The organism is Pseudarthrobacter sp. lyk4-40-TYG-27 (assembly GCF_030209295.1).
In the GTDB taxonomy this organism is placed as follows: domain Bacteria; phylum Actinomycetota; class Actinomycetes; order Actinomycetales; family Micrococcaceae; genus Arthrobacter.
Window position 1 is genome coordinate 265,444 of record NZ_JARVSH010000007.1, and the last position, 12,865, is coordinate 278,308.

The 12,865-nt window shown below is 66.6% G+C and carries 12 protein-coding genes; 7 read left to right on the forward strand and 5 right to left on the reverse strand.

Features of this window, described 5'->3' with window-relative positions; translation table 11 throughout:
* The first annotated feature begins 59 nt into the window (after nucleotides 1-59).
* Complete coding sequence (locus QRM96_RS15345) at nucleotides 60-1,778, forward strand: phospholipase C (protein ID WP_285320143.1); 1,719 nt, start codon at nucleotides 60-62, stop codon at nucleotides 1,776-1,778.
* 363 nt (nucleotides 1,779-2,141) lie between these two features.
* Nucleotides 2,142-2,813 carry a hypothetical protein gene (locus tag QRM96_RS15350; RefSeq protein WP_285320144.1) on the forward strand — a complete coding sequence of 224 codons (672 nt, stop codon included), beginning with the start codon at nucleotides 2,142-2,144 and terminating at the stop codon, nucleotides 2,811-2,813.
* A gap of 22 nt (nucleotides 2,814-2,835) precedes the next feature.
* On the opposite strand, the gene QRM96_RS15355 is transcribed toward QRM96_RS15350, so the two are convergent.
* Together QRM96_RS15355 and QRM96_RS15360 are read right to left on the reverse strand one after the other, a co-directional pair.
* The gene (locus QRM96_RS15355) at nucleotides 2,836-3,660 is read right to left on the reverse strand and encodes an SDR family NAD(P)-dependent oxidoreductase (protein WP_285320145.1); all 825 of its coding nucleotides are present in this window, start codon (nucleotides 3,658-3,660) and stop codon (nucleotides 2,836-2,838) included.
* A 190-nt stretch (nucleotides 3,661-3,850) separates the two neighbouring features.
* Nucleotides 3,851-4,804 carry a plastocyanin/azurin family copper-binding protein gene (locus QRM96_RS15360; RefSeq protein WP_018761997.1) on the reverse strand — a complete coding sequence of 318 codons (954 nt, stop codon included), beginning with the start codon at nucleotides 4,802-4,804 and terminating at the stop codon, nucleotides 3,851-3,853.
* Between the two features lie 387 nt (nucleotides 4,805-5,191).
* Between QRM96_RS15360 and QRM96_RS15365 the strand changes: the two genes are divergently transcribed.
* Nucleotides 5,192-6,457, forward strand: coding sequence for an MFS transporter (locus tag QRM96_RS15365; RefSeq protein ID WP_285320192.1), 1,266 nt, complete (start codon nucleotides 5,192-5,194; stop codon nucleotides 6,455-6,457).
* Nucleotides 6,458-6,591: 134 nt separating this feature from the next.
* Nucleotides 6,592-7,026, forward strand: coding sequence for a YdeI/OmpD-associated family protein (locus QRM96_RS15370; protein ID WP_285320146.1), 435 nt, complete (start codon nucleotides 6,592-6,594; stop codon nucleotides 7,024-7,026).
* A gap of 205 nt (nucleotides 7,027-7,231) precedes the next feature.
* On the opposite strand, the gene QRM96_RS15375 is transcribed toward QRM96_RS15370, so the two are convergent.
* The gene (locus QRM96_RS15375) at nucleotides 7,232-7,435 is read right to left on the reverse strand and encodes a cold-shock protein (RefSeq protein WP_009372930.1); all 204 of its coding nucleotides are present in this window, start codon (nucleotides 7,433-7,435) and stop codon (nucleotides 7,232-7,234) included.
* 353 nt (nucleotides 7,436-7,788) lie between these two features.
* Here QRM96_RS15375 and QRM96_RS15380 point away from each other — a divergent pair, with 353 nt between their 5' ends.
* A complete protein-coding gene (locus tag QRM96_RS15380) occupies nucleotides 7,789-8,190 on the forward strand; it encodes a TfoX/Sxy family protein (protein ID WP_285320147.1) in 402 nt (133 codons plus the stop codon).
* Between the two features lie 2 nt (nucleotides 8,191-8,192).
* The gene (locus QRM96_RS15385) at nucleotides 8,193-9,458 is read left to right on the forward strand and encodes a flavin-containing monooxygenase (protein ID WP_285320148.1); all 1,266 of its coding nucleotides are present in this window, start codon (nucleotides 8,193-8,195) and stop codon (nucleotides 9,456-9,458) included.
* A 59-nt stretch (nucleotides 9,459-9,517) separates the two neighbouring features.
* Here the strand turns inward: QRM96_RS15385 and QRM96_RS15390 are convergent, their stop codons facing one another.
* The gene (locus tag QRM96_RS15390; RefSeq protein WP_285320149.1) at nucleotides 9,518-10,222 is read right to left on the reverse strand and encodes a hypothetical protein; all 705 of its coding nucleotides are present in this window, start codon (nucleotides 10,220-10,222) and stop codon (nucleotides 9,518-9,520) included.
* 252 nt (nucleotides 10,223-10,474) lie between these two features.
* On the opposite strand from QRM96_RS15390, the gene QRM96_RS15395 reads away from it, so the two are divergent.
* The gene (locus tag QRM96_RS15395; RefSeq protein ID WP_285320150.1) at nucleotides 10,475-11,158 is read left to right on the forward strand and encodes a response regulator; all 684 of its coding nucleotides are present in this window, start codon (nucleotides 10,475-10,477) and stop codon (nucleotides 11,156-11,158) included.
* A 19-nt stretch (nucleotides 11,159-11,177) separates the two neighbouring features.
* On the opposite strand, the gene QRM96_RS15400 is transcribed toward QRM96_RS15395, so the two are convergent.
* Entirely contained in the window at nucleotides 11,178-12,854 is a 1,677-nt protein-coding gene (locus QRM96_RS15400; RefSeq protein ID WP_285320151.1) for a GAF domain-containing sensor histidine kinase, read from the reverse strand.
* Nucleotides 12,855-12,865: the final 11 nt, after the last annotated feature.

The window sequence follows — 12,865 nt, forward strand, 5'->3', positions numbered from 1 at the left end:
CTCCCCCGCGCCCGCTGCAGGCCGCGGCGGTGCACCCACCAGGAATGATTGGATACCCCATGCCTTATCCGGCACCCAGATTCACCAGGAAGAGCGTCACCGCCGCCACCGGTGCGGCCGCCCTGGCGGCCACCGCCCTGACGGCCGGACTGGTCGGCTTTGGCGCCGCCCCGGCGAGCGCCGGCACCCACAACGACACGGCGACGCCGATCAAGCACGTCGTGGTGCTCTTCCAGGAGAACGTTTCGTTCGACCACTACTTCGCCACCTACCCCAACGCGGCCAACACCCCCGGCGAAACCCAGCAGGGCTCCGGTGCCCCGGCGGCCAAATTCACCGCGTCCACGGACACGCCCAAGGACATCAACACCCTGGCCAATGCAGGACTGCTGGCACCGAAGAACCCCAATTCGGTCCAGCCCTCGCGGCTGTCCCCGATGCAGGCCGTCACATGCGACCAGGACCACGGCTACAACGCCGAACAGAACGCCTACAGCGGCGGGGCGATGGACAAGTTCGTCCAGTTCACCAGCCGTGACGCGTGCGGGACCAACCAGTACGGACGCCCCGGCCTGACCATGGACTACTACGACGGGAACACCGTCACCGGAATGTGGAACTACGCCCAGAACTACGCGATGAGCGACAACCACTTCAGCACCGTCTTCGGCCCCTCGACTCCGGGCGCGCTCAACCTGATCTCGGGCCAAACCCACGGCGCCAAGGAATACAACGCCGCCGGGGCACCCGTGGCCACGCCGGCCGCCGGGACCAGCGCCGTCCGCCAGCCGGACGCCAACGGCGTGGGCACCGTGATCAACGACCCCGACCCTGTCTACGACGACTGCTCCAACAGCAGCCACGCCAAGGCCAACAACCTTGCCGGCATGACCGGCCGGAACATCGGCGACCTGCTCAACGCCCAGGGAACATCCTGGGGCTGGTTCCAGGGCGGCTTCGCCCCCACCACCGCGGCCACCGGCAGCGCTCCCGCCTCGTGCCTGGCCGCCCACACCAACGCCGCCGGCGCCTCCGTGGTGGACTACTCCCCGCACCACCAGCCGTTCCAGTACTACGCCTCCACCGCCAACCCGCACCACCTTCCGCCCGCTTCGGACGCGGAAATCGGGCACAACGGCCGGGCCAACCACCAGTACGACCTCGCCGACTTCAGCAAGGTGGTGGACAGCGACAACATGCCTGCCGTGTCCTTCCTGAAGGCCTCCGAGTTCCAGGACGGCCATGCCGCGTACTCGGATCCGGTGGACGAACAGAACTTCATCACCAAGACCGTCAACCAGATCCAGCAGTCCAAGAACTGGGACAACACCGCCGTCGTGCTCGCGTATGACGACTCCGACGGCTGGTACGACCACGTCGCGGCCCAGCCGAAGAACGCGTCCACCGGGTCCGACGACGCCGCATGGTGCTTGAATGCCGCAGCGAACGGTGTGCCGGTGGCAGGGGGCTACGCCGACCGGTGCGGCCCCGGCCCCCGCCAGCCGCTGGTGGTCATCTCCCCGTACGCGAAGAAGAACTTCGTGGACCACACCGAGACGGACCAGGCCTCCATCCTGCGGTTCATCGAGGACAACTGGCACACCGGCCAGATCGGTGACTCCTCGGCCGACGCGACGGCAGGATCCGTGGACGCGATGTTCAATTTCCACCACGAGCGCAACGACAAGGTGCTGCTGGACGAACAGTCCGGCGCCGTGGCCTCCATCAGCCACAACGGCAACGTCCAGGGCGGCGGAGCGGACAACTCCGGCCACTGACCTTCCCGCGAGGCCTAAAGGTCCGCGGCGCCGGCAATGCGTCACTTATCAGCCAAGGTCAGGACATGGCACCCGTCTTCGTGGGGCCATGACCTGCCAGGGCGCTGATAAGTGGCGCATTTCTGCGTCGTCCGACATTTCCGGTCCCCGAGGCGAGTGATTTCCAGCTTTATCCAAGGAAAACGTCAAGATTAACGCTTAATCCGCTGTGCCAAAGTTTGCAGCGCTACGCTGGCCGTGCATTCGCATCCAGCACAAGCATTCGGGGGAACCATGCCTGCAACGCCCAACTCTTCCATGCCATCGAGCAGTCGACGGGACCGCACGCATGGGGGTGCCCTGCCGCAGAAGGGGCGGAACAAGATGCTCGCTGCAGGGGTTGCCGCCGCAATCGCTATTGTGCTGGCGGGCTGCGGCGGATCCAGCACCTCCCTGACAGCCGCCGCTGGGCCGGTCACAGAATCCGCCACTGCAACCCCTACGGCAACACCCATTGCCGGCACGTCTTGCAGTTCTGTCACGGAGCAGCAGACCTCAAACGGCACTACTTATGTTTGCACCAAGGACGAATCGGGCCGGTTGGTGTGGCTCGAAGCCACCCAGTCCAAGCGCTTGACGGAGAAGCTTGCGGCCGCCGCAGCGTCGGCAAAGGCGGCAGCCGACAAAGCCGCTGCCGATAAAGCCGCTGCGGAGAAGGCGGCCGCTGACAAGGCTGCCGCAGACAAAGCCGCTGCCGATGCGGCCGCAGCTGCCCAGCGGGCCGCCGACGCGCAGGCCGCGCAGGCCGCCGCAGCCCAAGCTGCGGCGGCCGCTGCGGCAACAGCTGCGAAGGCAGCTGCACCGCCGGCCCCCGCCGTTCCCGGAACAAACCCCGGCTGCGATCCCAACTATTCAGGATGCGTTCCCATCGCCTCTGACGTCGATTGTGCCGGCGGAAGCGGCAACGGACCTGCGTACGTGCGGGGCCCGGTGCAGGTTATCGGCCGCGACATCTATGGACTGGACGCGGACCACGACGGCGTGGGATGCGAGTAGGCCCCACGGCCCGAGCCGCGGGTCAGGCGGCGGCTTTGACCAGCTCCTCGCTCTTCTCCCACAGCCCCCGTGCCAGGTCGGCGTCATACGCCTGGCGGTTGGCTTTGGCCAGGGCTCGCTTGGCGTAGTAGGCCCCGGAGATCCAGTCGGTGCCGGCCGTCCCGTTGATCAGCCACAGCATGGTGTCGGCACCCTGGTCCGGGCTGAGCATGAAGCGGTTGGCCACGCTCTTGTACAAGTGCCGGAACGGGCTGCTGGAACCCGCCGCGAAGTTGGTGCGGACCACGCCCGGGTGGAAGGCCGCCGTCGTGATTCCCTGGTCGTGGAAGCGGCGGTGCAGCTCGGACGTGAAGAGGATGTTGGCCAGCTTGCCGGTGCCGTAGGCACGGAAGGTGCGATACCCGTGCTCGGCGTTGAGGTCGAACAAATCCACCTTGCCGGAGAAGTTCGCGGCGCTGGCGGTGTTGATGATCTTCGCGTGGCTGGCGGTCAGCGTGTCCATCAGGGAGGTGGTGAGCAGGAACGGCGCCAGGTGGTTGACCTGGAACGTCAGCTCGTGGCCGTCCACGGTAAGCGTGCGCTTGCCCATCATGCCGCCGGCGTTGTTCGCCAGGACGTCGATGCGCGGATAGGTGGAGCGCAGGGTGTCGGCCAGCGCGCGGACCTGGGCCAGGTCCGCGAAGTCGGCGAGGTGGTGGTCCGCGCCGATCTCAGCAGCCAGGGCGCGGGTCTTCTCCGCAGACCGGCCGACGACGACCACCCGCTCCCCTGCCTTGGCCAGCGTCCTGGCGGCTGCCGCGCCGATGCCGTCGCTGGCGCCGGTGATCACGATGGTGCGAGGAGTCAAGGGGTGTCCTTCGGTCGGCGGGCGGCGCACCGGGAGGGCACACCAAGGGAAACAACGACGGCGGGGCGCCAGGTGTTCCCCGGACTGCAGGTGGCGGGACTTCCCAAACGGCCTGAAACACGGCTGGCCCGGCCGAAGCCTCCGCTTCGGCCGGGCCAGCGCATCCGTCAGTTGGTGTCAGTCAATGGTGTCAGTCGACCACCCGCACCTGGCCCACCATGCCCATGAAGTCATGGAGTGCGCAGATGTACTTGAACGTGCCTGCCGTCTTGAAGGTCACCGAGAACTCCCCGCCCGGCGGAATGATGCCGGAGTTGAGGTCGCCACCGGTGAAGTTGGACGGCGTACCCGACGGCGCAAAGACATTCGCCGGTTCGGTGCCGAAGGTGACCGTGTGGGGTGCTCCCATGCCGGTGTTGGCGAACACCACTGTTTCGCCGACATGCACCGTCACGCTGGGCCGGACGAAGCGCATGACCATTGCAACGCCGTCGTCACCGCCTGCCAGGACCCTGTGGTTGCTGGCTTGTTCGGCCAGCGAGGCGTCAAGCTGGTGCCCGTCCCGGAGGATGGCCCGCGCCTGGGCCCGTGATGCCTTGTTGTAGTCCGCTTGGCTATAAGGGTAGTCCGTGCCCTGCTCGCGGACGTGGACGGTCCCCTTCATCATCTCGCCGTGGACCAGGCAGTAGTAGGTGAAGTCGCCCTCCCGCGGGAAGGTCAGGCTGTAGCTCGTCGTGACAGGGAACCCCGGCACCTCCACGTTCGAAAGGAGGCCTGAGTTGTAGTACGAGTGCCCGTCGTAGCTGTCCCCTCCGCGCTTGAGAAGTTCATCCTCGTTGAACGGATTGAACGGCTGCAGCGACTGGCCGGCCGCCAGGAATGTCACCGTGTGGATCTCGGCGGCGTTTGCCGCCCAGTCGATGGTGTCATGCTCATTGATGAAGATCTCCGAAGGGAGGAAGGACATTCCCTGGATTTCCTGGTCACGGGACTCGGAGCCCACTTGGACCTGCCAGGTCCGATGGCCCCAGCCGCTGGCCGATGCCGGACCGGCAGCGGCCAGTGAGGCCAGCAGCGCAACGGCGAAGGCGACAATAAGTGCGAGTTTGTTGAATCTTGTGGTGTTTCCCCGGTTTTGCTTCATGGCAACGCTCTCTTGAACGGTATTCGGCCGAAAAGCCGATGCAGCGGTGGCCGGTTCAACTCAACCCACGGGCCAAACAGGCCACTGATTTCGGAGTAAAAGGTGCCGGACGCCCGGGCTGGGGAGCACGGGACCCGGTTCCGGCGCATCAACACGCCGGACATGCACCACCCCAACTGGTGTCGCAGAGGTTGAATATGGTTTGTCCACGCGCCGCCGCCGTGGCTTGCCACGCGGAAGAGGCCCGCACCTTTTAGATTGCTCCTTCAACCGAACTTTGTCGAGAAGGAAAACCTTCGGCGGATGGGGGTTCCAGCAGGGACTCCCATCGCTGCCGCATTAGCTGGTTGGGTTGTAGGCGTGGCAGTCCCCAAGGAAGACAACGAGTTGCAGACCGAATCGTCCGGCGGCCCGGCATCGGAACCAACCAGCGGGCCGGCGGCTGTCCCCGTTCCGGGGCGCCCCGCGAGGATCCCCCGCGCGGGGCTTCTTGTCCTGTCCGCGGCAGGCTTCACCGCGGTCACCACCGAGCTGCTGCCCTCGGGCCTCTTGCCGGAAATCAGCCGTGACCTTGGCGTCCAGGAATCAGCTGTGGGCGCACTGACAGCGGTTTACGCTGCCGTCATCGTGTTCACGGCGCTCCCGCTCTCGCGGCTGCTCGCCGGTGGCGTCCCCCGGAAGACGCTGCTGATCGCCACGATCCTTGCGTTTGGCCTGAGCAACGTGCTGCTCGCGGCCAGCCCCACGCTGCCGCTGGCCATTGCTGCCAGGCTCCTGGGCGGAGTGGCCCACGGGCTCCTGTGGTCCAGCATGGCGCCCTACGTATCGAGAATCGTGCCGGCGCATTCCGTGGGCAAGGCCATGGCCATCGTGTTCAGCGGCAACAGCATTGCCTTGGCCGTCGGTGCGCCGCTGGGCACCATGATGGGTGCCGTGCTGTCATGGCGCAGCTCATTCCTGGCCTTGGCCGGAGTCGCGGCACTCCTCGCGTTGCTCGCCCTGTACCTGCTGCCGGCGGCCACGGATTCCGGGCGGGAAGCACGGCCGTCGCTGCGTGCGGCCCTTGCCGTGCGCGGAGTGATTGCTGTTGCCGTTGCATGGCCGCTCCTGGTCCTGGCGCACTTCACGCTGTTCACCTACATCGCGCCGTTCCTGCTGGCCTCCGGACTGCCGGCCGGCGCGGTCAGCATTTCGCTGTCCGTCATCGGAGTGGCCAGCCTGGTGGGAATCTGGATCGCGGGCGTCACCACCGATTCCAGGCCACGGCGCTCCCTTCTCGTGACGGTGGCCGGACTGCTGGCGGTCTTCGGCCTGCTCCCGTTGCTGGGCGCCACCTGGCCCGGAGCCATGGTCCTGCTGTCACTGTGGGGAATAGCGTTTGGCGCCATCGGCATCTACAACCAGGCAGCGATCCTCCGCGCGGGAGGCGAGCACCGGGACGCCGCCAACAGCCTGACGGTGGTCACCATCCAACTGGGCATCGCCGTCGGCGCCTCCTACGGCGGCCTTGCGTTCACTGCGTTCGGTGCCGGCCTGGTGCCGTACGCCGCCGCCATCCCGGTGGCCGCGGCCCTGGCCATCATTGCAGCCAGCGGCAAGGGCGGCTACCCGGCAGGTCCACGGGAATCGTCGCGTCGCGGGGGAGCACCGTAAGCCGCATGGCCGGGTGCCGGCCCGGCGGCTCCCAATTCTTGAAAAGCGTGGATATTGATGGCCATGGCGGCGTGCTCCATGCTGAACTTGGTTCCAGCAGCATTCCCTGCCCGCAAGCCTGACAGGAGCCAGCCATGAAGTTCACGACCATCCTCCAGCTCGACGGCGCCACCGCAACCGGAATCCGCGTCCCCGACGACGTCGTCGCCGCCCTCGGCGGAGGCAAGCGTTTCCCTGTCCAGGTCACGATCAACGGGGTTACTTACCCGAGCACGGTGGCCACCATGAAGGGCGAGCCCAAGGTCCCGGTGAGCTCGGAGATCCGCAAGCTCGCCGGCATCAAGGCCGGCGATGAAGTCACAGTGGAGCTCTCTGCGGACGACAAGCCGCGCTCGGTGGATGTTCCTAAGGACCTTGCCGCCGCCCTCGCTGCGGATACAGCCGCGGCGGAACGCTTCCAGTCCCTCTCCTACAGCAACCAGCGGCGCCATGTGCTCGCGGTGACCGGCGCGCGCACCGAGGAAACGCGCTCCCGCAGGATCGCCGCGGTCCTCGCCGAACTCGGATAGCCCACCGCTGCCCGGCCACGGAACGGCGGACCGGGCGCATCCGCCAGCCTGGGCGGCACTGACGGCGGGGCGTCCCGGACCGCACTGGCGGCCGGTGAGCCGCAGAAGGCACCGGGAGTTCGCACACCCGGGTTAACACAAAGCAGGGCTTGCCGGTGACGGCAAGCCCTGCTTGGAAACCTAACGGTCCCGGAACCCTAAGAAATTAGAGAGCCTGGATGTTGGTGGCCTGGGGACCCTTGGGGCCCTGCTCGGTGTCGAAGGAAACCTTCTGGTTCTCTTCGAGGGAGCGGAAGCCGTTGGAGTTGATCGCGGAGTAGTGCGCGAAAACATCCTGCGAGGAGTCGTCCGGGGAGATGAAGCCGAAGCCCTTTTCAGCGTTAAACCATTTGACGGTACCAGTAGCCATTATTTTTGTCCTTCGTGAAGGTGGAGGGAAAATCCCGACTTTCGGGCCCTCCGGTGTGGGGTGTTCAAAAACCGCTACTTCAGAAGAACACGGACTTTCGACCGCGCGTACTGCCTGAACTACCAACTGCATAAACACAACAACAGGTTCAACACTACAGGAGATTCGGCCCACGCCTAATTAAGCCGGGGTCACCGCCGTGCGCCGTCATCCGGGACCGGACTCTTGCCGGAGTGTCCCCCGACGAATGGGCCGCCGAAACGGAGGGCAGCCGCCCCTCGACCAGTGTTCCAAACAGGCATATCCTGCATCCATATCCGCGGACAACCACGCTGCCACCGGGAGATCACGCCATGGAAATGCCCAAAGCGACGGAGGAAGAAAAGGAACGCTTCCGGCGCCTTGTGCCGGACCATCCGGGCGTGGTGGTGAAGCCGATGTTCGGCAACCTTGGCGCGTTCGTCAACGGCAACATGTTTGCGGGCTTGTTCGGCTCCACCATCGGGCTGAAGCTCTCCCGCGAGGACAAGGAACTGTTGGAGTCCTCCGAGCGGACAGTTCCGTTCGGGCCCGCGGAGCGGCCCATGGGCGGCTACACCGGGCTGCCTGAAGTCTGGAACGAAGAGGGCGACGGCGACGACACGCGGGCGCGTGCCTGGGCCGGGAAAGCCCTGGACTACGTGGCCACCCTGCCGCCTAAGGAACCCAAAACCCGGACGCCCCGGACCAGCGGCCGCGGGACAGCGGCGCGGTAGCCGTGTCCGCCTCCGCAGTTCCCCGGCAGGACACCAACACCTTGGTGGTGGGTGCGGGCCAGGCGGGCCTGGCTACCAGCTACTGGCTGGCGCAGCGCGGCGTGGAACACCGCATCCTGGAACAGCGGCCCGCCCTCGGCGGCGCCTGGCAGGACCGGTGGGATTCCTTCTACCTGAACACGCCGAACTTCTCCGTCGCCCTGCCGGGGTCCCCCTATGCAGGGCCTGACCCGGACGGGTTCCTGACCAAGGACGCCACCATCGGGTTCTTCCGCGGCTACGCCAGGGACATCCAGGCCCCGGTGGAACTGGACACCGGGGTTACCCGGATCACCCCGACGGAAGGCGGCTTCGACGTCCTGACAAGCCAGGGCACCTGGACGGCCCGGAATGTGGTGCTCGCCAGCGGCGCGTTCCAGCGCCCGCGGATCCCTGCCGCCGCCGTCGGCATCTCCCCGGAGGTCCTGCAACTGCACAGCCATGACTACCGCAACCCGGACCAACTGCCGCCCGGGGCCGTCCTGGTGGTGGGGACGGGGCAGTCCGGCGGCCAGATCACGGAGGACCTGCTCGACGCCGGCCGGACCGTGCACCTGTCCGTGTCGTCCTGCCCGGAGGCACCGCGCCGTTACCGCGGCCAGGACATCTTCCACTGGATCTGGGAGGTAAACGTCCATGGCCCCGACTTCGGCATCAACGCGCTGCTGGTGGACCAGTTGCCCTCCCCCGCCGGGCGGTTCCTGTGCAACCCGCTGCTGTCCGGCACCGGGGGCGGGCACAGCGTCCGGCTGCGCGGACTGGGCCGGCGCGGGGTCCGGCTGCACGGCCGGTTTGAGGGGGTCGACGACGGTGTGCCCGTCTTCACTGACGACCTCGCCCAGCGCCTGGCTGCCGCGGAGGCGGGGTTCGGCCAGCGGTTCAAGAAGCTCTTTGACGCCTACATCGACGCCGCGGGGATCGACGCCCCCAAGGCCGAGCCGGCGGAACCGGACAGCTGGCGGCCGGACGGGCCGGGTTCCCGGCTGGACCTCCGGGAGGAAGGAATTACCTCCATCATCTGGTCCACCGGGTATGGGCTGGACTTCAGCATGCTGGACCTTCCGCTCGTGGACGAGTGGAACTACCCGCGCCACAGCAAAGGCGTGACGGAGCACCCGGGCCTGTACGCCGTCGGGCTTCCCTGGCTTACCCGGCATATTTCCGCCACGTTGGTGGGGGTGGGCCCGGACGCCGAATACGTGACTGAACACTTGGCAGCGCGGGGCTGACCGGATCCACGACCTTGCTTGAACTGGCCACCGCTCCGGATGGAGCGGCCGGCTGAGCCTTATCCTGCCGTGGGGCCGGGACCGTGCGCCTTCTGCCGTCCGTCGCGGTGGGCGAGGTAGGCGTAGACCATCAAGGCGAGCCCTGCCAGGATCATGACCGCCGGGAACGCGAAGTCCAACGGGATGAGCACCGCCGCGGACTGGAGGATGAAGATTGCGCCCATGGCCGCGAGGATTCCGGCCGGGACCAGCGGCCACTTCATCCGTTCCGCCTGGTTGCCGGCAGGGCCCGCTGCATGGACCGGAACCAGGGACAGCACGCCAAACGTGGCTGCCAGGCCGAGGAAGAGCACGGCGGCGGTGGGGGTGCCCTGCATCGCCTGCGGAAGGGCCACGATGGCCGCCAGGGTGAACATGACTCCGGACGGGATCAGGGCCCACCAGTTGGCGCGCTCCCGCAGGTAAACGGCCGCGAATCCACCGCCCATGAAGACGAACAGGAAGGCCGCGCCCCAGGCACCGTCCGTCAGTTGGGTCGCGACGATGACGGCCGCCAGCCCAAGGAAGACCGAGCCCGGGATGGCCGCCCACCAGTTTTCCCGGCGTCGCACGAACAGGGAAGCGAACAGGACCCCCACCGCCGCGAATATCAGTGGTGCCACAAAGGCCCCGCTGTCCGTGACGCCAAGCCGGTCCAGCAGCAGCAACCCACCCAACGCGATGAGGACGATGCCTGCGATGATGCTTGCATTTGTCGATTTCACCGTGCGCCTCCCGGATCAGGCAGGCGGCGCGGCACCGCCCTGCTCATCTCAGGCTAGGGCGGCCGCATAGGCCGAAACAGGGCACAAAGCCCCCGCTTGCCGCCCTCTTGATCGGTGAAGAAACCGGCTATGGACTTTGGACCCTGCCAGCTGGGGACGATGCTGCGGGATGATAATTGAGGTTCCTTCCACCAGGGGCGGCTGAGTCAAACCGGCGGCCGGGAAGGGCCACGAGCCGACGAGAGCATACAGATGGAAACACCCGCAGCACCCCGGGATGTGTTCCGGTCCCCCGGGTCCGCCCGGATCTTCATCCTCAACGACCACGAACCGGTGCGGCGGGGCCTTCGGGACCTGCTCGAAAACGATGGCTTCGCCGTGGCCGGAGAAAGTGGTTCGGCGGCGGAGGCATGCCGCCTCATCCCCAGCCTGAGCCCGGACCTGGCTGTCTTGGACGACCGGCTGCCGGACGGTACCGGGATAGAGGTCTGCCGGGACCTCCGCGCCACGGCCCCGGATGTGAAATCCCTGATCCTGACCGGCTGGGACGAACAGCATGCGGCGCGCGCCACGGTTCTGGCAGGCGCCTCCGGGTACCTCCTCAAACAGGTAAAGGACCACAAGGAACTGCTGAGCCGCATCCGGCGGGCCACCGAAGGCGACACCTTGTTCACCACCGATATCAGGGAGAGGGTAGCCGAAAGCCTGTACGCCGCGTCCCACGCATCGTGGCTGAAGAGTCTCACTGACGTGGAACGGAACGTGCTCGCCTTCATGGCGCGGGGGTTGACCAATGGGCAGATCGGGCAAGAGCTGCGGCTGCCCGACGATGCCGTCATCGGCAGCGTGTCCTCTGTCCTGCAGAAGCTGGGTTTCCGGCGCCGGAGCCCATTGATCCCGGCCCCTATCCCCAGGGCCTGGGAGGTGGTGTCCTGACGTCCGCAAACGGTGACCGTCACACCACCACGGGCACCGTCCAGACCACGCTGGTGCCCTTCCCCGGGGCGCTGTCAACGATGCAGGTCCCGCCAAGGCGTGAGGCACGGGTCTTCATGTTCTCCAACCCGCTGACCCTCACAGGATGGTCGAACCCGTTCCCATGGTCGCGCACGGTGAGGACGACTTCGCCGTCCTGCGCGGCCAGCAGCACATGGATATCCTCGGAGCCGGAATGGCGCACCGCGTTGCTGACGCTTTCGGTCAGCACCGGCAGGAGCTGCTCGGCAACCTCATCCCCCACCAGGTCGATGGGTCCGGAGAGCTGGACTCTCGGCAGGAATCCGGCGGCGTTGGCGGCTTCCAGGACGGCGCGCAGGACCCGCCCGCTGAGCAGTTCCCGGTCGGGTTGCCTGGCCTGGAGCGAGTAAATGGTGTCGCGGAGCTGGTGGATGCAGTCGTCAAGCTCTGCGGTGATGCCGGCAATACGGCGTTCATGGGCATCCGGGTCAGAGGTGTAGCGGCGCAGGCTTTGGATGCTGAGTCCGGCCGCGAACAGCCGCTGGATGACGAGGTCGTGCAGGTCCGCCGCAATCCGCTCACGGTCGATGAACAATGCGTGTTCTTCCCGCAGCTGATTGGCCTTCAACAGTTCAAGCGTCAGCCCGATCCGGGAAGCGAACACTGCGCTTTGTTCAAGATCCAGGTCTGTGTAGCGTGCTCCGCCGGCAGCCCTGGCCAGGATGAGCACCGTGTCACGCTGGCCGTCCGTGTCGCTGCCCAGGGCCGCCACCAGGACAGGGCCGAGTTTTTCTGCCGATTCCGGGTCGAATACCTTCCGGGGATCGGTGAAGGACTTCGACTGCCTGGACGAGAGGACCTGGCTGAAGACTGCTGCGGGCGGGAGTTCCTGCCCTGCGGGTATCGATTGCACCCCCAGGGAGGTCCGGCATCTGAGGCTTCCGTCCCCCGAAACCGATGCAATAAGGGCCAATGCGGAGGCGGAGGCGTGCATTGACGCTTCCGCGATCATCTCCAAATTCTCGGTGTCGGAGCGCGGGTTGGCCTTTAACCGGTCGCTGACCTCGATCCCTGCTTCGAGCCACCGTTGGCGGCTGCTGCTGTCCTCGTACAACCGCGCATTCTGGATCGCCACACCTGCCGCAGAGGCGAGCGCGACTGCCAGGTCTTCATCCTCGGCAGTGAAATCCTGGCCGTCGATCTTCTCGGTCAGGTACAGATTCCCAAAGACGGTGTCCCGCACCCGGACCGGGACACCCAGGAAGGTCTTCATGGGCGGGTGGTTGGCCGGGAAGCCAACAGCCATCGGATGCTCGCCCAGGTCATGGAGCCGCAAAGGCTTCGGTTCGCGGATCAGCTGCCCAAGGACCCCGTGGCCGGTGGGGAGCTCACCAATGACGCGGATGCCGTCGTCGTCAATGCCGACGGTGATGAAGTGGCTGAGCTGCTGGTCGTCGCCGATGACGCCCAGCGCCCCGTACCGCGCGCCGACGAGTTCGCACGCCGACTGCACTACCCGGTCAAGGACCGCTTCGAGGCTGAGGTCCTCCGCAAGGGACACCACGGCCCCCAGCAGCCCCTCGACATGCTCCTGCGTCCGTACCAGCTCGTCCGCCCTGTCCACGAACTCGCGGAGAAGTTCGCGGGTCCGTCGCCTGATAGGTTCACGCCACACTGTGAGACACC